General features: G+C 73.0%; 13 protein-coding genes. 5 read left to right on the top strand and 8 right to left on the bottom strand.

Features of this window, described 5'->3' with window-relative positions:
• Positions 1-122: 122 nt before the first annotated feature.
• Positions 123-1289: a hypothetical protein gene (locus ACFYVL_RS42225; protein WP_389255053.1), complete on the top strand. Its 1167-nt coding sequence runs from the start codon at positions 123-125 to the stop codon at positions 1287-1289.
• 46 nt (positions 1290-1335) lie between these two features.
• Here the strand turns inward: ACFYVL_RS42225 and ACFYVL_RS42220 are convergent, their stop codons facing one another.
• The gene (locus ACFYVL_RS42220; protein ID WP_389255028.1) at positions 1336-1818 is read right to left on the bottom strand and encodes an NUDIX hydrolase; all 483 of its coding nucleotides are present in this window, start codon (positions 1816-1818) and stop codon (positions 1336-1338) included.
• Between the two features lie 218 nt (positions 1819-2036).
• On the opposite strand from ACFYVL_RS42220, the gene ACFYVL_RS42215 reads away from it, so the two are divergent.
• On the top strand, positions 2037-5339 hold the full coding sequence (locus ACFYVL_RS42215) for a S8 family serine peptidase (protein ID WP_389255026.1): 3303 nt from the start codon (positions 2037-2039) through the stop codon (positions 5337-5339).
• 123 nt (positions 5340-5462) lie between these two features.
• On the opposite strand, the gene ACFYVL_RS42210 is transcribed toward ACFYVL_RS42215, so the two are convergent.
• Positions 5463-6164, bottom strand: a complete 702-nt coding sequence (locus ACFYVL_RS42210) for a nitroreductase family protein (protein ID WP_389255024.1) — start codon at positions 6162-6164, stop codon at positions 5463-5465.
• 168 nt (positions 6165-6332) lie between these two features.
• Here ACFYVL_RS42210 and ACFYVL_RS42205 point away from each other — a divergent pair, with 168 nt between their 5' ends.
• Positions 6333-7361, top strand: a complete 1029-nt coding sequence (locus tag ACFYVL_RS42205; protein WP_389255022.1) for an aspartate-semialdehyde dehydrogenase — start codon at positions 6333-6335, stop codon at positions 7359-7361.
• A gap of 165 nt (positions 7362-7526) precedes the next feature.
• The gene (pepN, locus tag ACFYVL_RS42200; protein ID WP_389255020.1) at positions 7527-10100 is read left to right on the top strand and encodes an aminopeptidase N; all 2574 of its coding nucleotides are present in this window, start codon (positions 7527-7529) and stop codon (positions 10098-10100) included.
• A 166-nt stretch (positions 10101-10266) separates the two neighbouring features.
• On the opposite strand, the gene alc is transcribed toward pepN, so the two are convergent.
• The 6 genes from alc to ACFYVL_RS42170 form a co-directional block, all read right to left on the bottom strand.
• Positions 10267-11409, bottom strand: coding sequence for an allantoicase (gene alc / locus ACFYVL_RS42195; protein ID WP_389255018.1), 1143 nt, complete (start codon positions 11407-11409; stop codon positions 10267-10269).
• Between the two features lie 99 nt (positions 11410-11508).
• Positions 11509-12414 carry a LysR family transcriptional regulator gene (locus ACFYVL_RS42190; protein ID WP_389255016.1) on the bottom strand — a complete coding sequence of 302 codons (906 nt, stop codon included), beginning with the start codon at positions 12412-12414 and terminating at the stop codon, positions 11509-11511.
• Between the two features lie 61 nt (positions 12415-12475).
• Positions 12476-13456: a DMT family transporter gene (locus tag ACFYVL_RS42185; RefSeq protein ID WP_389255014.1), complete on the bottom strand. Its 981-nt coding sequence runs from the start codon at positions 13454-13456 to the stop codon at positions 12476-12478.
• Positions 13457-13670: 214 nt separating this feature from the next.
• The gene (locus ACFYVL_RS42180; RefSeq protein ID WP_389255012.1) at positions 13671-13901 is read right to left on the bottom strand and encodes a hypothetical protein; all 231 of its coding nucleotides are present in this window, start codon (positions 13899-13901) and stop codon (positions 13671-13673) included.
• A 20-nt stretch (positions 13902-13921) separates the two neighbouring features.
• Positions 13922-16120: a 4-alpha-glucanotransferase gene (malQ, locus tag ACFYVL_RS42175; protein ID WP_389255010.1), complete on the bottom strand. Its 2199-nt coding sequence runs from the start codon at positions 16118-16120 to the stop codon at positions 13922-13924.
• Positions 16120-16356, bottom strand: a complete 237-nt coding sequence (locus ACFYVL_RS42170) for a hypothetical protein (RefSeq protein ID WP_389255008.1) — start codon at positions 16354-16356, stop codon at positions 16120-16122. The genes malQ and ACFYVL_RS42170 overlap by 1 nt, the downstream gene beginning before the upstream one ends.
• A 293-nt stretch (positions 16357-16649) precedes the next feature.
• Between ACFYVL_RS42170 and ACFYVL_RS42165 the strand changes: the two genes are divergently transcribed.
• The gene (locus tag ACFYVL_RS42165) at positions 16650-19658 is read left to right on the top strand and encodes a beta-N-acetylglucosaminidase domain-containing protein (RefSeq protein ID WP_389255006.1); all 3009 of its coding nucleotides are present in this window, start codon (positions 16650-16652) and stop codon (positions 19656-19658) included.
• Positions 19659-19696 lie beyond the last annotated feature (38 nt).

Here is a 19696-nt window from a genome sequence, read left to right as displayed (position 1 = left end):
CGGTGCCCCGCACCCCTTCCCGGGGGTGCGGGGCACCGCGCGTGTGCGGTCTGTGCAGGAAGGTTTCCGGCCGGCCGCGCCAGGGCACCTCGGCAGTCGAACAGCCGTACTTTAGGGCGGTGTTGTCCCGAATTGTCGACGGGACTGTAACAGCGGTTAGAGGCCCGTCCCGGGGTGGGCAAGTCCTCGGCATGAACAACAACACGCACCCCGAGACCCCCTTCGCGCACACCACGAACGCCGCGCCCACCTCCCCCACCGCGCCCACCGCGACCCCGGAGCACACCGCTCCCGCCATCCCCTCCCCCACCCGCGCGGTCCCGCTCGGCCACCTCTCCTCCGTCCAGCGCCGCGTCCTGACCACCGCTCAGCTGCGCGAGCACGGGGTGTCCGCCGCGAAGGCGGCCTCGCAGTGCCGGGCCGGGGGGCCGTGGCAGCAGCTGCTGCCGGGGGTGTTCGTACTGCACCAGGGGCCGCCGACCAGCGAGGAGCGGCTGCACGCGGCGCTGCTGTACGCGGGCCGGGTGGGGCGGCAGGACAAGGAGAGCGAGGCGGTGGTCACCGGGCTCGCCGCCCTGGCCCTGCACCGGTTCTCCTCCGCGCCGCCACTGCTGGCGCTGGAGCACATCGACGTGATGGTGCCGCGGACCAGGCGGCTGCGGTCGACGGGCTGCGTACGGATCGTCCGGGCGCACGCCCTGCCCGGCACCCGGACGATCACCGGGCTGCCGGTGGCCCCGGTCGCGCGGGCGGTGGCCGACGCGGTGGCGCACCTGACGGACGCCGACACGGTGCGGCGGATCCTCGCGGAGGCGGTGCGCGGCGGGCACTGCGAGCCCTCGGCGCTGGTGCGGGAGCTGGGCTTCGCACGGCTGCTGGCCCGGCCGCACGTGGCGGACGCCGTGGAGGCGGTCACCGCGGAGGGGCGGGCCGCCGGGGAGGAGCGGCTGTACGAGATGGTGCGGTGCTTCGGGCTGCCCGACCCGGTGTGGAACGTGGACCTGCGGCTGCCGGGCGGCCCGCACCTGGGCGGGGTGGACGCGTTCTGGCCGGACCAGTCGGTGGCGGTCGAGCTGGACACCCGGGCGCCCCGGCAGGACGAGGACGAGCTCTGGTCGCAGTACGCGCGCAAGCGGGAGCACCTGGAGCGGCTCGGCATCACGGTCGTCCACCTGACCCCGAAGAAGCTGCGGGAGGCGATGGACCAGCAGGCGGCCGTGGTGCGGACGGCGCTGATGGCCTCCGCCGACCGCGACCCGGCCGCCTACGTGGTGGTGCTGCCGCGATGAGGACGTTCCGCACGCCCCGGCGCACCGGTCCCCGCCTCCCGGGGCGTCAGTCCTCGCTCTGGCCGCGCCGACCGGATCCCGGCTGCGCGACGCGGCCGGTCGCGGGGCGGGTGCGCCACAGCTCCAGCCCGGTGTCGACCAGCTCGACCCGGTCCAGGCCGCTCACGCTCTCCAGCGGGTGCCAGGCGGCGAGGTCGGTGGAGCCGCCCGTCTCGTGGCGCAGTTCGCCGCCGGTGACCTTCGCCTCGTAGACGATGCGCAGGCCCTGGAAGTCCGCGAAGGTCCCCAGGCGGCGGGGGTAGCGGCGCCGGATGGAGTCGAGGCCGAGGAGCTGCACCGGCTCGACGGTGTAGCCGGTCTCCTCGTCGACCTCGCGCACGACGGTTTCGAGGGGGTCCTCACCGTGTTCGAGCCCGCCGCCGGGAAGGGTCCACCGCTTGGCCCCGTCCCGCGCCACCCAGCGGGCCAGCAGCACCTTCTCTTCCCGTACGCACACCGCGTAGGCGGCCACTCTCAGCTCAGCGTTCATCTGCAGAGGCTAGTCAGGTCCGCTGTGGATTGCTCTTCGGACGGGGGAAGTGGCGGGGGTGGCGGGGGGCGGCCAGTGGCGGATGTGTGCCACGGGCGCATTTCGGCTCAGCCAACTCTCCCCAAACAACTGTCACTTAGGACATGCTGACCGGTCATTGGGCACCGAAATCCGGACTCTTTCTGTCCGGAGTTCTTCCAGATCCTTCACATTCAAGGATGCACATGACCGCCACCCTCCCGCCCTCCGCGCCTCGCGCGGGCGGTGTCAGACGTACCGCGCGAATAACCTTCGCCGCCTCGCTCGTCGCCGCGCTGTGTGCGACAGCGCCGCTGCCCGCGTTCGCCGCCGCCGGCCCCGAGCCCACTCCCCCGGCTCCCAAGTCCACCGAGGCCAAGCTCGGCAGCACCGACGAGGCGCTGCTCACCAAGGCGCAGAGCGACGGCGCCAAGGACGTCACCGTGATGGTGGCGACCGCGCCGGGCGCGACCGAGCAGGTCAAGGCCCAGTTCGACGGCGTACCGGGTGCGGTCGTCGGCAAGCTGGACGACCAGCTCGGCTACGTACGGGCGACGCTGCCCACGGCGAAGGCCGAGGCCGCGCTGAAGTCGGCCGCCAAGCTCTCCAGCGTCCACGCCATCGACCTCAAGCAGGAGATCAAGCTCGACGACCCGACGCCGTCGGGCGACCGGGCCGAGGGCGCGGCGAAGGCGGCCAAGGGCACGTACCCCGCGCCCGGCAAGGACACCCCCGCCGAGAACCCGTACAACCCGTCCTTCGAGACGGGCGCCGTCGACTTCGTGAAGAAGAACCCGAAGGCGGACGGCCGCGGGGTGACCATCGGCATCCTGGACTCGGGCGTCGACCTCGGCCACCCGGCCCTCCAGAAGACCACCACCGGCGAGCGCAAGATCGTCGACTGGGTGACGGCGACCGACCCGGTGGCGGACGGCGACCTGACCTGGCGCCCGATGATCACCGAGGTCAAGGGCCCGACCTTCACGGCCGGCGGCCGGACCTGGACGGCGCCCGCGGGCACGTACAAGTTCAACCTCTTCCGCGAGAACGTCACCGCGGGCGGCGACGCCAAGGGCGACCTCAACCGGGACGGCGACACCACCGACGTCTGGGGCGTGCTCTACGACCAGGCCGCCGGCACCGTCCGCGTGGACCTCGACAACGACGGCGACTTCGCCGACGAGGTCGCGATGAGCCCGTACAAGGACAAGTTCCAGGTCGGCTACTTCGGCAAGGACAACCCGGCGACGGACGTCGTCGAGCAGGTTCCGTTCGTCGTCGAGTACCGCAAGGACGTCGTCTACAACGGCGCCGGCGCCAAGGCCGACTTCGTCAACATCGGCGTCATCGAGAGCGAGCACGGCACCCACGTCGCCGGCATCACCGCCGCGAACAAGCTGTTCGGCGGCAGGATGAACGGTGCGGCCCCGGGCGCGAAGCTCGTCTCCTCCCGTGCCTGCAACTGGGACGGCGGCTGCACCAACATCGCCCTGACCGAGGGCATGACCGACCTGGTCAAGAACCGCGGCGTCGACATCGTCAACATGTCGATCGGCGGTCTGCCCGCGCTCAACGACGGCAACAACGCCCGCGCCGAGCTGTACACCCGCCTGATCGACACCTACGGCGTGCAGCTGGTCATCTCGGCCGGCAACAGCGGCCCGGGTACGAACACCATCGGCGACCCCGGACTCGCCGACAAGGTGATCTCGGTCGGCGCGTCCATCTCCAAGGAGACCTGGGCGGCCAACTACGGCTCGGTCGTGAAGACCAAGTACGCGATGATGCCGTTCTCCTCCCGCGGCCCGCGCGAGGACGGCGGCTTCGCGCCGACGATCACCGCACCCGGCGCCGCGATCAACACCACGCAGACCTGGCTGCCCGGCGGCCCGGTCGCCGAGGCGGGCTACCCGCTGCCGGCCGGCTACCAGATGCTCCAGGGCACCTCGATGGCCTCCCCGCAGGCGGCGGGCGCCTCCGCGCTGCTGATCTCGGCGGCCAAGCAGGCCAAGCTGGAGCTCACCCCGGCGAAGCTGCGCACCGCGCTGGTCAGCGAGGCCGACCACATCAAGGGTGCCCAGGCGCACGAGCAGGGTGCCGGTCTCCTCAACGTCGTCGACGCGTGGAAGTCCCTCAAGAAGGGCGCCACCGCGCACGAGTACACGGTGAAGGCCCCGGTCGACACCGCGATCGACGAGGCCCTGAAGACCCCCGGCTTCGGCACCGGTCTCTACGACCGCGAGGGCGGCCTGAAGGCCGGTCAGAAGAAGACGTACGACATCACGATCACCCGTACCTCGGGTCCGGCCGGTGACGTCCGCCACGAGCTGCACTTCGAGAACAACGACGGCACCTTCAAGGTCGTCGGCAACGACGTCGTGAAGCTGCCGCTGAACAAGCCGGTCACCGTGAAGGTCTCCGCGCAGCCCCGCTCCGGCGGCATCCACAGCGCCGTCCTGGAGGTGTCCGACAAGGCCACCGAGGGCATCGACAAGCAGATCCTCACCACCGTCGTCGCCGCCGACGAGGTGGCGAAGCCGTCGTACACGCTGAAGAAGTCGGGCGTCGCCCGGCGCAACGCCTCCACCTCGTACTTCGTCAACGTCCCGGCGGGCGCGAAGAACCTGGAGGTCGCCCTCGGCGGTCTCGCCGCGGGCAGCCAGACCCGGTTCATCGCGATCCACCCGTACGGTGTGCCGTCCGACCCGACGGCGACGACGAACTGCTACCCGAACTACAACAACCCGGCCAACACCTGCCGCCCCGACGTCCGCTCCTACAAGGAGCCGGCCGCGGGCGTCTGGGAGATCGAGGTCGAGTCGCGCCGTACGTCGCCGCTGCTGGACAACCCGTACACGCTGGACGTGACCCTGCTGGGCGCGGACTTCGACCCGGCCGTCAAGGTCGTCCCCGAGGCGAAGGTCGGCACCCCGGCCCCCGTCGAGTGGAAGGTCACCAACAACTTCGGCGCGCTCACGGGCAAGCTGAAGGGCGGCTCGCTGGGCTCCGCGAAGGTCGCCAAGCCGACCATCAAGCAGGGTGAGACGCAGGAGACCACCCTCGTCCTGGGCGAGGGCGTCGAGCGCCTCGACGTCGCCATCGGCAAGGTCTCCGACGCGAAGGCCGACCTGGACCTGGTGGTCCTGAAGGACGGCAAGGAGGTCGGCAAGGCCGCGGACGGCGACTCCGAGGAGGCCGTGAGCCTGCTCAAGCCCGCCGCCGGCACGTACACGATCGTCGTGGACGGCTACTCGGTGCCCGCCGGAACGACCACCTACGACTACCGCGACGTGTTCTTCGCGGCGTCGCTCGGCACGGTCACCACCGACGAGTCGAAGCCGGTCCAGCTCGCCAACGGCGCGTCGGCCCAGGTCACGGCCTCGGTGAACGTCGGGGGCGCGGCGCCGGAAGGCCGCCAGTTCTTCGGCGAGGTGCAGCTGCTGAACGCCCGCGGCACAGTCGCGGGCACGGGCAGCGTGCAGATCGAGAAGGTCACGCCGTAACGGTGTGAACGCGTGAGCGGGGCGGGCCGGATCTCTCCGGCCCGCCCCCCTTTTTTTGCCTTTTTCACCGCCGCGCGCCCGGGGCGTGCCGCGTCAGCTCCTCGGCGCCCGGGACAGCCGCGCTCAGATCTCCGTCAGCACCTGGTCCAGCGACTTGCGCACCAGGTCGGGGACCATGCAGTCGTCGGCCGGGTAGCCGACCGGGATCACCGCGAACGCCTTCTCGTTGACCGGGCGGTGCAGCACCTCGCCGAGGAAGCGCATGGGGCTCGGAGTGTGGACGAGGGCGGCGAGGCCGGAGAGGTGGAGGGCGGAGAGCAGCATGCCGACCGCGATGCCCACCGACTCGTCCACGTAGTAGTGCTTGCGCTTGGTGCCGTCCTCGGCGAGCCAGTAGCGCTGCTGGAAGACCACGATCAGGGCGGGGGCGTCGGTGAGGTGGGGCTTCACCTCGTCGGTGCCCAGCGGGCGCAGGGCGTCGAGCCACTCCTCGCCGAGGCGGCCCTCGTAGGAGATCTGCTCCTCCTCCTCGGCCGCCTCGCGTATCCGGCGGCGGACGTCCGGGTCCTTGACGAGGACGAAGGTCCAGGGCTGCTGGTGGGCGCCGGAGGGCGCGGTGGCGCCGCACGCGATGGCGTCGCGGACGACCTGGTCGGGGACGGGGTCGGTGGAGAACTGGCGCACCGTGCGGCGCTCGTCCATCCGGGCGCGCAGCTCGGCGGCGCGGGCCAGGGATGCGGCGGCGTCCATCCGGGCGGGGGTGTAGGGCACCGGCCGGTAGGGGTCGCCGTGGGTCGGTGTCCACTTGTTCTTCGTCACAGTCATGACCAGAGCATCCCGGGGGCAGGGGCCCTGTGTCCCGCCGTTCACGGAAGTCGGCGGGGCCGTCCCGTCCATCGGACAATGGATTGGACAAGCCGGACTGCACCTCCCGCATCATGGGTGCCAACGCCGCAGGTCGCCATGCCTGCGTACACGGACTGAGGAGTCACTGTGAGGGTCGGAATCGTCGGAGCCACCGGTCAGGTCGGCGGAGTCATGCTGCGGATCCTCCAAGAGCGCGAGTTCCCGGTGACGGAGCTGCGGCTGTTCGCCTCCGCCCGGTCCGCCGGTTCCACCCTGGACTGGGACGGAAAGCCGGTCACCATCGAGGACGCCTCGGCGGCCGACTACTCCGGTCTCGACATCGTGCTGTTCTCCGCCGGTGGCGCCACCTCCAGGGCCCTCGCCGAGAAGGTCGCCTCGCAGGGCGCCGTGGTCATCGACAACTCCTCCGCCTGGCGCCGCGACCCCGAGGTCCCCCTCGTCGTCTCCGAGGTCAACCCGCACGCCGTGGCGGACCGTCCCAAGGGCATCATCGCCAACCCGAACTGCACCACGATGGCCGCGATGCCGGTGCTCAAGCCGCTCCACGAGGAGTCCGGGCTCACCGCGCTGGTCGCCACCACCTACCAGGCCGTCTCCGGCTCCGGTCTGGCCGGTGTCGCCGAGCTGGACGGCCAGGTGAAGAAGGTCGTCGACCAGGCGGCCGAGCTGACCCACGGCGGCGACAAGGTCGAGCTGCCCGAGCCGAACGTCTACAAGAAGCCCATCGCCTTCAACGTGCTGCCGCTGGCCGGCGCGATCGTCGACGACGGCTCGTTCGAGACCGACGAGGAGCAGAAGCTCCGCAACGAGTCCCGCAAGATCCTGGAGATCCCGGAGCTGAAGGTCTCGGGCACCTGCGTTCGCGTGCCGGTCTTCTCCGGCCACTCGCTCCAGGTCAACCTGCGCTTCGCGCGTCCGCTGGGCGTGGAGCGCGCCTACGAGCTGCTCGGCGGCGCCCCGGGCGTGGCCCTGTCCGAGATCCCGACGCCGCTGGAGGCAGCGGGCCAGGACGTGAGCTACGTCGGCCGCATCCGGGTGGACGAGACCGTCGACAACGGCCTCGCGCTGTTCCTCTCCGGCGACAACCTCCGCAAGGGCGCCGCGCTGAACGCGGTGCAGATCGCCGAACTGGTGGCGGCCGAGCTCAAGGGCTGACACCGGCGCCGGTGACGGGGCGGGGCGGAACCTTTGCGGGCTCCGCCCCGCCCTCGCGCGTGATCGGCCGATACGGAAGCCCCGGCACCGCAAAATCTCACTCCCGGTAGGTGCCCACCCCGTGGAAGGATGGGCCAGAACGTCACGATCCGAGGAGATGACAGGGTGCCTGGTACGAATCTGACCCGCGAAGAGGCGCAGGAGCGCGCGCGGCTGCTCACGGTTGATGCGTACGAGGTCGAGCTCGACCTCAGTGGTGCGCAGGAGGGCGGTACGTACCGCTCGGTGACCACGGTGCGGTTCGAGGCGGCCGAGAGCGGGGCGAGCTTCATCGACCTCGTGGCGCCGGCGGTGCACGAGGTCGTACTGAACGGCGAGGCGCTGGACGCGAAGGCGGTGTTCGCGGACTCGCGGATCGCCCTGGCGGGGCTACGCGCCGGAGCCAACGAGCTGAAGGTGGTCGCGGACTGCGCGTACACCAATACCGGTGAGGGCCTGCACCGTTTCGTCGACCCGGTCGACGAACAGGCCTATCTGTACACCCAGTTCGAGGTGCCGGACGCGCGGCGGGTGTTCGCCAGCTTCGAGCAGCCCGACCTGAAGGCGACCTTCCAGTTCACCGTGAAGGCGCCCACCGGCTGGACCGTCATCTCGAACTCCGCGACGCCGGAGCCGAAGGACGACGTGTGGACCTTCGAGCCCACGCCGCGCATCTCCACGTACATCACGGCCCTGATCGTCGGCCCGTACCACGCGGTGCACTCGGAGTACGTGGGCAAGGACGGGCAGCGGGTGCCGCTGGGCATCTACTGCCGTCCCTCGCTGGCGGAGTTCCTGGACGCGGAGGACATCTTCGCGGTGACCCGGCAGGGCTTCGACTGGTTCCAGGAGAAGTTCGACTACGCCTACCCGTTCGCCAAGTACGACCAGCTCTTCGTGCCGGAGTTCAACGCGGGCGCGATGGAGAACGCGGGCGCGGTGACCATCCGCGACCAGTACGTCTTCCGCTCGAAGGTGACGGACGCCGCGTACGAGACGCGCGCCGAGACCATCCTGCACGAGCTGGCCCACATGTGGTTCGGCGACCTGGTCACCATGGAGTGGTGGAACGACCTGTGGCTGAACGAGTCGTTCGCCACCTACACCTCCATCGCCTGCCAGGCGTACGCGGAGGGCTCGAAGTGGCCCCACTCGTGGACCACGTTCGCCAACTCGATGAAGACCTGGGCGTACCGGCAGGACCAGCTGCCGTCGACGCACCCGATCATGGCGGACATCCGTGACCTGGACGACGTCCTGGTCAACTTCGACGGCATCACGTACGCCAAGGGCGCCTCCGTCCTCAAGCAGCTCGTCGCCTACGTCGGCAGGGACGAGTTCTTCCGCGGGGTGCAGGCCTACTTCAAGGCGCACGCCTTCGGGAACACGCAGCTCAGCGATCTGCTGGGGGCGCTGGAGCAGACCAGTGGCCGTGATCTGAAGACCTGGTCGCAGAAGTGGCTGCAGACGGCCGGCATCAATGTGCTGCGCCCGGTCGTCGAGACCGGCGCGGACGGCACCATCACCTCCTTCGCCGTCAAGCAGGAGGCCCCGGCGCTGCCCGCCGGCGCCAAGGGCACCTCGACGCTGCGTCCGCACCGCATCGCGATCGGCCTGTACGACCTGGACGGCGCGGGCAAGCTGGTGCGCACCGAGCGCATCGAGCTGGACGTCGACGGCGAGCTGACGCCGGTGGCGCAGCTGGTGGGCCGCGCGCGTCCGGCCGTCGTCCTGCTCAACGACGACGACCTGTCGTACGCCAAGGTCCGGCTCGACGAGGAGTCGCTGGCCGCGGTCACCGAGCACCTGGGCGACTTCACCGAGTCGCTGCCGCGTGCGCTGTGCTGGGCCTCGGCCTGGGACATGACCCGCGACGGCGAGCTGGCGACCCGCGACTACCTGGCGCTGGTGCTGTCCGGGATCTCCAAGGAGTCGGACATCGGCCTGGTGCAGTCGCTGCACCGTCAGGTGAAGCTGGCGCTCGACCTGTACTCGGCGCCGTCCTGGCGCGAGGCCGGGCTGAACCGGTGGACCGAGGCGACGCTGGCCCACCTGCGCTCGGCGGAGCCGGGCAGCGACCACCAGCTGGCGTGGGCACGGGCGTTCGCCGCCACCGCCCGTACGCCGCAGCAGCTGGACCTGCTGCGGGGGCTGCTGGAGGGCTCGGAGTCGATCGAGGGTCTGGCCGTGGACACCGATCTGCGCTGGGCGTTCGTGAACCGGCTGGCGGCCGTCGGCGTCGTCGACGAGGACGAGATCGCGGCGGAGCTGACGCGCGACAACACCTCGGCGGGCAAGCAGCAGGCGGCCTCGGCCCGTGCGGCGCGTCCGACGGCCGAGTCGAAGGCGGAGGCGTGGGCGTCGGTCGTGGAGTCCGACCAGCTGACCAACTCCCTCCAGGAGGCCGTGATCGGCGGCTTCGTCCAGACCGACCAGCGTGAGCTGCTCGCTCCGTACACGGAGAAGTACTTCGCCGCGGTCAAGGGTGTCTGGGACTCGCGCTCGCACGAGATCGCGCAGCAGATCGCCGTCGGTCTCTACCCGGCGCTGCAGGTCTCGCAGGCGACCCTGGACGCCACGGACGCCTGGCTGGCCTCGGCGGAGCCGAGTGCGGCCCTGCGGCGTCTGGTGTCGGAGGCGCGTTCGGGTGTCGAGCGGGCGCTGAAGGCGCAGGCGGCGGACGAGGCCGCGGCCTCGTAGCGGCGCGGAGCGAACACGACGGGGCCCCGGCGCGGGTGGGTGTGCGCCGGGGCCCCTCGTTGTTTTCCGTGCGTGCGGGATCGCTGTCCACCGCACGCACGGAGGTCCGTGCCGCTCGCTCGGCAGCCGCAGCCCGGCCGCCCGCGTCGCTCGCGCTGTCCGCGCGCTACTTGCTCAGGTCCTCGTAACGGGCCTTGAGCTCGGTGTGGCCCTGCTCGGTGACGGTGCCGTGCAGGCGCATCCTGGCGACGCCGCCGTCGGGGAAGGCGTCGAGGCGCACATGGGTGACGACGGCCTGCGCGGCGAGCTTGAAGCGGTGCAGGGTGTCGGGCTGGAGCTTGGTGCGGGGAAGGATCTCGAACCAGTCGCCGCTGTCGCCGTTGCGGCCGCTGAGCGCGATCCAGCCGGCCGAGTTGCCCTTGAGGTAGGCGGTGTCGATCTCGACGGCGCGGACGGCGCCCTGGGCGAGCAGCTTGAAGCGCACCCAGTCGTTGGTGTCGCGGACCCGGCGGCGGCGGTTCTCCCAGCCGTCGTCCATCTTGCGGGAGGTGCCGGGCAGGATGATCTGGGTCGGCGAGGAGTAGAACTTGTCGGACGCGTCCTCGTAGGTGCCGCCGTTCTGTACGGCGATCAGGTCGACGGTGCCCAGCAGCTGGAGCCACTCGGGGTCCGGTACGACCTCGCCGTGCACGCGCAGGCGGGCTATGCCGCCGTCGGGGTGCTGGCAGAGGCGGACGTGGGTGAAGCGGCGCTCGACGTCGATCGCGAACGCGTTGGCGGCGTGCCCCTTCACCGGCGTGACGGGGACGAGCTCCTCCCACTTCACGTCGTCGGCGAGCAGCTGCTCGGGGCTCGGGGAGCCCTCGACGGCGGTGGCCTGGATGCTGACGCGCTGCGGGTAGTTGCCGCGGAAGTGCGCGGTGTCGACGACGATGCCGCGGATGACGCCGGGGGCGCCGAGGCGGACGATCGCCCAGTCGTGGTCCTCGGGCTCGGGGAAGGGGTTCGCGGCGTCGGTGCCGCGGCGGCGGCGGGTCTCCCAGCCGTCCATGATCTTGCCCTTGTGCCCGAAGTGCTCCGGGTCGAAGACGGCGCGCTCGCGGATGAGGAGGTTCTCGCGCTCGGCGAAGAACTCGTCGTTGGCGGCGATGACACCCGCGCCGAGGCGGCGGTCGGCGAGGTCGACCAGCTCCACGAAGGCGGAGGCGTCGTCGCCCGCGGTGCGGTAGTCGGCGTACGGGTCGCCGCCCGCGTACGGGGAGGCGTCGTTGGCGTGCGGGTCTTCCTGGGGCGCGGGCTTCGTCGTCATGCTCCGACTGTGCCGCTCCCGCACCCCTCAGGTCCATCGAATGTTTCCGCACATGCTTTGAAGCGGAACTGAAGAATGGCGGGGCGGAAGGCCTCCGGGTCACGCCCGCTCGGCCGCAATGGCCCGCAGCGCCGCCAGGGTGCGGCCCACCGCGGGGCCGTCCTGGGCACCGCGCCGTACCGCGGCGACCACGTGCCGCCGGGGCTGGTCCGCTTCGAGCGTGCGCATGGCGACCCCGGCCCGGCGCTCGGCCGCCGCCATCCGCGGCACCAGGGCGACCCCCATCCCCGCCTCGACCATGGCCAGGATCGCGGTCCACCCGGCCGCGCTGTGCGCCTGCACGGGGACGAAGCCCGCCGCCTCGCAGGCCGCGGTGGTGATCTCCGACCAGGGGCCGCTGCCGCCGAAGATCCACGCCTCGCCCGACAGGTCGGCCAGCCGCAGGCCCGGGGCGGCGGCGAGGGGGTGGCCGGCCGGGAGCGCCACGTCGAGGGGGTCGGCGAGCAGCGGAATGCGCGCGAACTGCGGGTCGCGGGCGGTCGGCGCGTGGGCGGCCAGCGACAGGGCGAGGTCCACGGCCCCGTCGGAGAGCAGTTCGTACGCCTCGGCCGCCTCCGCCTCCCGCACCCGTACCTCCAGGCCGGGGTGGCTCTCGCGCAGCCGCCGTACGGCGGGAACGACGAGGGCGGGCACCGCGGTCGAGAACGCCCCGATCCGCACCTGTCCCGTGTCGCCCCGCAGATACCCCTGCAACTCGGCGTCGGCCCGCTCCAGTTGGGCGAAGACCGCCTCCGCGTGCCGCAGCACCAGATGTGCGGCGTCCGTGAGCCTGACCCGCCGCCCGTGGGCCTCCAGCAGGGTGACGTCGAGCTGTTTCGCCAGGTTGGAGAGCTGCTGCGAGACGGCCGAGGGCGTCATCAGCAGCGCCTCGGCCGTCGCGGTCACGGTGCCCCGGTCGCGCAGTGTGCGCAGGATCCGCAGCTTCTTGATGTCCCACTCAGCCATGCCCGCAACCTATCCGGAATCCCACCGGACCCTTCGCCCCCGCCCGAGCCGTCGGCCCGGCCTACCGACGGGACGCGGCGCCGGGCGCACGGGCCGCCGCCCGCTCCCCCGTCCCCGACGCGGCTCCCAGGACCACTCCGCCGAGGATCAGCACCATGCACAGGACCTGGAGGACGCCCGTCCGCTCGCCCAGGACGGTGTACGAGAGCAGGGCGACGCAGACCGGCTGGAGGTAGTAGACGACGCCGGCGCGGGCGGCGCCGACCAGCGCGACGGCCTTGTTCCAGGCGAAGAAGGCGACGGCGGAGGAGAACACGCCGACGTACAGCAGCGGGCCGACCGTACCCGGGCGGAACTCGAAACCGCCCTGGAGGGCCAGGCTGACGCCGTACACGGGGGCCAGCAGCAGCGCACCGAGCACGAAGGTGGCGAACAGGAACACGAGGCCGCCGAGTTCGGCCGGCCTGCGGCGCAGCAGGGCACTGTACGAACCGAAGCACAGGGCGGCGGCGATCATCCACAGGGCGCCGGCGGACAGCCCGAGGGCGAGCGAGCCCTCGCCGACCAGCAGCAGCACTCCGGCGCAGGCGATCAGCATGCCGGTGGTCCGGCGGGCGCCGAGGCGCTGTCCGCCGAGCCGCTCGTACCCGGCCATGACGACCGGCGACGCGGCCATGATCATGCCCATGGTGCCGGCCGGGGTGTCGAGTCCGGCCTGGTTCACCAGGGTGTTGTAGACGGTGACGCCGAGCAGCGCGGCCAGGGTGAGGAAGCCGAGGTGGCGGCGGACCAGGGCGCGCCGACGCCAGGTCTCGCGCAGGGCGAAGGGGGCGACGGCGAGCAGGGCCACGATCCAGCGCCAGAAGGCGGCCTGGACGGGCGGTACCGCGTCGTGCAGTCCGCGCGAGGTGACGAAGCTGCCGGACCAGACGACGGTGGCGAGGAGCGCGAGCAGCAGGCCGAGCCCGACGCCCTGGCCGAGCCGGGGGACGGCGCGCGGCTTCGCGGTGCTCGGTGTGCGGATGCGGTCGAGTAGTGCCATGGCTGCCCCCGGGTGATCGGTGTTCCTGGTGAGGGCTCCACCGTCACACCGGGCACATATTCAGGTCCATCGAAACTTTTCGACGTATCTGTTCAGCAGGACTGAACATTGAGGGGTGCCGTACACGCACCGAGGGCGCTGTCGGCCCGTACACGGCGGTACGGGCCGACAGCGCCCTCGGAGAAGTTCCGTCGGGTCCGGCTGCCGGAGCGGCTCAGACCTGCTTGCGGGACTTGTCCAGCACCATCACGAGACCGGCGATGATCACGAAGAGTGCGATCGGGGCCACGACGAAGAGACCGAGCGTCTCGGCCACACTCAGGCCGGGACCCGGGTCGTCACCGTCGTCCCGTACGGCCGCGAGCGCGGGAGACGACAGGAGCAGCATCATCAGCGTCGTACCGGTCGCGACAGCGCCGGCGCGCAGAGCGTTCTTCTTGTCCACGGTGCAAAAGTAGCGAACGACTAAGCGGGCCGCGCGCCCGGGGGTGCCGTAAGAGGTCCCGGCCCTGCTCCGGGCCCCGGGCCGCTCTCCTCGCGGATCACCTCCAGCAGGGCGTGCAGCCGCGGGGAGGCGGTCACTTCCTCCAGGGTGAGGGGGCGGCCGTGCGGGTCGGCGACGGGCAGCCGCCAGTTGGGGTACTGGTCCCAGGTGCCGGGGAGGTTCTGCGGGCGGCGGTCGCCCACCGCGTCCGGCAGCCACACCCCGACCATCCGGGCCGGGGTGCGCAGCAGGAACCGGTGGACCGCGCGCACCGCCGCCTCCTCCGCGTCCGGCCCGCCGCCCCCGGCTCCCTCGGGCAGCAGGCCGAGCCCGCTCAGACTGGTCAGCCATTCGGTGACCTCCGCCGCGTCCTCGGCGCGCTCGTGCTCCAGCGGGCGGGTCAGCAGCCCCAGCCGGTGGCGCAGCGCGATGTGCTCGCCGGTGAGGCGTGCGGCGGTGGAGGGCAGGTCGTGGGTGGTGGCGGTGGCGACACAGCCCTCGCGCCAGCTGCCCGGGGGCAGCGGGCGGCCGGTGCCGGTCCAGTCGCGCTCGAACCAGAGCACCGAGGTGCCCAGCACCCCGCGCGCGGCGAGCGCGTCGCGGACGCCGGGCTCGACGGTGCCGAGGTCCTCGCCGACGACGACCGCGCCGGCCCGCTCCGCCTCCAGGACGAGGACGGCGAGCATGGCCTGGGCGTCGTAGTAGACGTACGTGCCGTCGGCGGGCGCGTGCCCCTCGGGGACCCACCAGAGCCTGAAGAGCCCCATGACGTGGTCGATGCGCAGCGCGCCGCCGTGCCGCAGGATGCCGCGGAGCAGGCTGCGGTACGGGGCGTGGCCCGAGGCGGCGAGCGCGTCGGGGCGCCAGGGCGGCAGGCCCCAGTCCTGGCCGCGGGCGTTGAACGCGTCGGGCGGCGCGCCGACGGACATCCCGCGGGCGAAGGCGTGCGGCTGCGCCCAGGTGTCGGCGCCGCCGGGGTGCACGCCGACCGCGAGGTCGTGCACGAGGCCGACGGTCATTCCGGCGTCGCGGGCCTCCCGCTGGGCGGCGGCGAGCTGTTCGTCGGTGAGCCAGGCGAGACGGCAGTGGAAGTCGATGCGGTCCCGCAGCGCGGTGCGGGCGCGGGCGGTGTCGGCGGAGTCGCGGTCGGCGAGCGCGCCGGGCCAGCGGGTGCGGTCGGGGCCGTGCAGTTCGGCGAGGGCGCACCAGGTGGCGTGGTCCTCCAGGGCGCTGCCCTGTTCGGCGAGGAAGTCGCAGTAGGCGGCCCGGCGGCCGGGGCCCAGCGGTACGTCCGCCAGGATCTCCAGGGCCTGCTTCTTGAGGTCCCAGACGGCGTCCCGGTCGATCAGCGCGCCCCTGTGCAGGACGTCCGCGCGCAGGGCCGCGGCGCGGGCGCCCAGTTCGGCGAGGCGGGCGCGGTCGGCGGGCCGGGCGACGTACCCGTACTCGGGCACGTCCTCGATCCGCAGGTGCACCGGGTCGGGGAAGCGGCGGGAGGAGGGCCGGTAGGGAGAGGGGTCGGTGGGGTTGCCGGGGACGGCCGCGTGCAGCGGATTGACCTGGACGAACCCGGCGCCGAGCGCCCGTCCCGCCCAGCCGGCCAGCTCCCGCAGGTCACCGAGGTCCCCCATGCCCCAGGAGCGGGTGGAGAGCAGCGAGTAGAGCTGCAGGAGGAAGCCGTGCCGGGGCCCGTCCGGCGCCCGCACCCGGTCGGGGGCGACCACCAGGTGCGCCTCGCCCTCGGGGCCGGCGGGCGGGCGGACGGCCAGCCGGTGCACGCCCAGGGGCAGCGCCGCCCAGTCGGCCCCGTCGTCCCGGGCCCGCCATTCCCGTACCGGCCCCTGCTCGGTGCGGACCGTGACCGCCGTTCCCGGCACCAGCGCGGCCAGGGCGTCGGGAAGGCCGGCCGGTCCGCGCCAGAGCACGACGGTCGCGGGGAGCGGGGCGGTGCGCCCGGCGGCCTCCCGGGCGGTCAGCGCGGCGTCGACCGCCTTTGGCGAGGCGGCGTCGACGCCGAGTGCGGCGAGCACCGCGACCACGGTGGCGTCCGGGACCCGGACGGTGCGTTCCTCGGAGGGCATGTAGGACGTGGCCACTCCGTGCAGTGCGGCGAGCCGTTCGAGCGCCCCCGGTTCGGGTGGCCCGTCGGGTCGCCCCGGTGTCGTGCCCCCTGCGGCCATCAGACCCCCGGATACTCCATGCCGGACGCGGTTCCGTACGACGACGGTTCGCTGGTGAGGGGCGTCGCGTCGGTGAGCGGCGGCTCACTGGTCAGCGGCGCGGCATCCGCGAGCGGCGGCTCGCTGGTGAGGGGCGGCTCGGCGCAGCCGCAGGAGCAGGATCCGTCGAGACCCGAGTCGGGGCCCGAGACCTGTTTGGACAGGGCCGAGAGGAGGAGCTGGGCGGACGCGGCCACGGAGGGCCTCCCTTGGTGGGGGACGCGGACTACAGCAGCCATACCCAGAGGGCGGAGCCGCAGACATTTCCGGCCGTGGAACGTGAGCCGGGTCACATTCGACTCCCCGGGGCGGGAGTTGGCGGAAGAAGTTGAAGGAAACGGAAGGACGGCCGCAGACTGTCCGCCGCACCTCCTGCGGCAAATGCGACACAACAGATACCCGCATTGACACCCTTGGCGGACGGGTGATGGGCTCGGCGCGCGCGGGCGACACGCGCGCACGGACAGCGACGGACAGCGAGGAGTACGGCGTGCAGCTGGGGCGCAGGAGGGGTGCGACCGCCGTGGCGTTCGCCGTGATGGGCGGACTGCTCGGCGGTGCGCCGGCGGCGGTCGCCGCCCCGCCCGCCCCCGACGCCCCCGTGCCGGCGGCCCGCGACAGCGAGAGCGACGCCGGGCTGCCGCCGGTGTGGCCGCGCCCCCAGTCGATGCGCGCCGCGGGCCGGGCCGTGCCGGTCGGCGACCAGGCGGTGCTGGTGGTGGCGCCGGGCACCGACCCGTACGCGGTGGACGCCCTGCGCAGCGTGCTCAGGAGCGCGGGCGCCAACACCCTCTACGAGGTGACCCCCGGCGAGCCGCTGCCGCCGCGCGGTCTGGTGGTGCGGGCGGGCGGCGCCGACGACGCCCTGGGGGCGCTGCGCGCACCCGCTCGCGGGGACCTCCCCCGGGGCGGCTACCGCATCGCGGTGGGGCGGTTCGCGGGCCGGGACACGGTGGCCCTGGACGGTGTCGGGGACGACGGGATGTTCCACGCGGCGCAGACCCTGCGGCAGTTGGTGCGCGGGGCGGCGGGCGGTGCGCAGGTGGCCGCGGTCACCGTGCGGGACTGGCCGGGAACCGCGGTGCGGGGCATGACGGAAGGGTTCTACGGCCGCCCCTGGACCACCGAACAGCGGCTCGACCAGATCGAGTTCATGGGCCGCACCAAGCAGAACCGGTACCTCTACGCGCCGGGCGACGACCCGTACCGGCAGGCCCTGTGGCGCGAGCCGTACCCGGCGGCCGAGCGGTCCGGCTTCCGGGTGCTGGCGGAGCACGCGCGGCGCAACCACGTGGCGCTGGGCTGGGCGGTCGCGCCCGGACAGGCGATGTGCATGTCGGACGAGCGCGACGTACGGGCGCTGCTGCGCAAGGTGGACGCCATGTGGGCGCTGGGGGTGCGGGTCTTCCAGCTCCAGTTCCAGGACGTCAGTTACAGCGAGTGGCACTGCGGGCAGGACGCCGACGTCTTCGGCTCCGGTCCGGAGGCCGCGGCCAAGGCGCACGCGCGCGTGGCGAGCGCGGTGGCCCGGCACCTGGCCGCACGGCACCCGGGCGCCGAGCCGGTGTCGATGATGCCGACCGAGTACTACCAGTCGGGGGCGACCGCCTACCGGCGTGCGCTGGCCGCCGAGCTGGATCCGCGGGTGCAGGTCGCCTGGACCGGGGTCGGCGCGGTGCCGCGCACCATCAGCGGGCGCGAACTGGTCACCACCCGGGCCGCGTTCGGGCATCCGCTGATCACCATGGACAACTACCCGGTCAACGACTACGCGCAGGACCGCATCTTCCTCGGCCCCTACACGGGCCGCGAGCCCGCGGTGGCCAACCGCAGCGCGGCGTTGCTCTCCAACGCCATGGAGCAGCCGTCCGCGTCCCGCATCCCGCTGTTCACGGCCGCCGACTTCGCCTGGAACCCGCGGGGCTACCGGCCGCAGGAGTCCTGGCAGGCGGCGATCGACGACCTGGCGGGCGACGACGGCAGGGCCAGGGAGGCGATGCGCGCGTTCGCCGGGAACCACGCCTCCTCGATCCTCGACCCGTCGCGCGAGTCGGCCTACCTGCGCCCGCTGCTGGACGCGTTCTGGAAGGCGCGCGCGGCCGGGGACGCGAAGAAGCGCGATGCGGCGGCCGGGCGGCTGCGGGCCGCGTTCACAGTGATGAAGGAGGCCCCCGGGCGGCTCGACCGGGCGGCCGGGGGCTCCTTCGACGACGAGGTGCGGCCCTGGCTGGAGCGGTTCGCGCAGTACGGCAGGGCGGGCGAGCAGGCGGTCGACATGCTCCAGGCGCAGTCGGCCGGGGACGGCGCCGCCGCGTGGCGGGCCTCGCTCGCCCTGGACGCCTCGCGCACCGCGCTCAAGGGGCCGCGGGTCACCGTCGGCAAGGGGGTGCTGGACCCGTTCCTGTCGCAGGCGGTGCGCCAGGGTGCCGCCTGGACCGGCGCGGACCGCTCGCCGGACCCGGTGTCGCACGGCGCGGGCACGTACACGGTGCGGCTGGGGCATCCGCGCCCGGTGACGGCGGTGACGACGATGGCCGACCCCGGCGAGACCGACGCCACGGTCGAGGTGCACGTGCCGGGCGAGGGCTGGCGGCGGGCCGGAGCGCTCACCGCGGACGGCTGGACGCAGACGTCGGTCGGCGGCACGCGGGTGGACGCGGTGCGGCTGGCCTGGGCGACGTCGGCGCCGCGGGTGCGCCGGGTGGTGCCGTGGTTCGAGGACGAGCCGGAGGCGCGGCTCGTGCTGTCGCGCACCGAGGCGGACGTGGAGACCGGGGGCGCCCCGGTGCGCGTGTGGGCGGCGCTGACCGGGCAGCGCCCCGGCGAGGTGCGGGGCGAGGTGCGGGCCAAGGCCCCCAAGGGCATCGAGGTGGCGGCGCCGAGGGCGACGGTCGTGCCGCGCGGCACGGACGCCTCCGTACCGCTGGAGATCAAGGTCGCGAAGGGCACCCCGGCGGGCGAGTACCGGATCCCGGTGTCGTTCGCGGGCGGTGACGAGCAGGTGCTGACCGTGCGGGCGGCGCCGCCCACCGGCGGGGCGGACCTGCTGCGCGGGGCGACGCCGTCGTCCTCGGGCGACGAGACGGACGACTTCCCGGCGTCCGCCGCCTCGGACGGCGACCCGGGCACCCGCTGGTCGTCGCCCGCCGGGCCCTCGGCGTGGTGGCAGGCGGAGCTGCCGCGGCCCACCCGGGTCGGCCGGGTCGAACTGCACTGGCAGGACGCGTACGCCAAGGCCTACCGGGTGCAGGTGTCGGCGGACGGCCGCACCTGGCGCACGGCGGCCACCGTGCGGGACGGCAGGGGCGGCCGGGAGACGGTCCGCTTCGACGCGCCGGACGCGCGTTTCGTACGGGTGCAGGGCGACGAACGGGCGACCCGGTTCGGGTACTCGCTGTGGTCGGTGGAGGCGTACGCGGTGTCCGGGGACGGGGCGGGGCGCGAAGCCGCGCCGGGCGCGCGCGAAGCCGCTCCGGGCGGACATTCGCCCGCGCCTTGAGCATGCGCTCAAAGTCGCTTTGAGCGGGTGCTCAAGGC

It is taken from the genome of Streptomyces sp. NPDC004111 (assembly GCF_042874215.1).
In the GTDB taxonomy this organism is placed as follows: Bacteria; Actinomycetota; Actinomycetes; order Streptomycetales; family Streptomycetaceae; genus Streptomyces.
The sequence above is the reverse complement of the archived record's forward strand: the minus strand, read 5'-3'. Positions and strand labels throughout refer to the sequence as shown.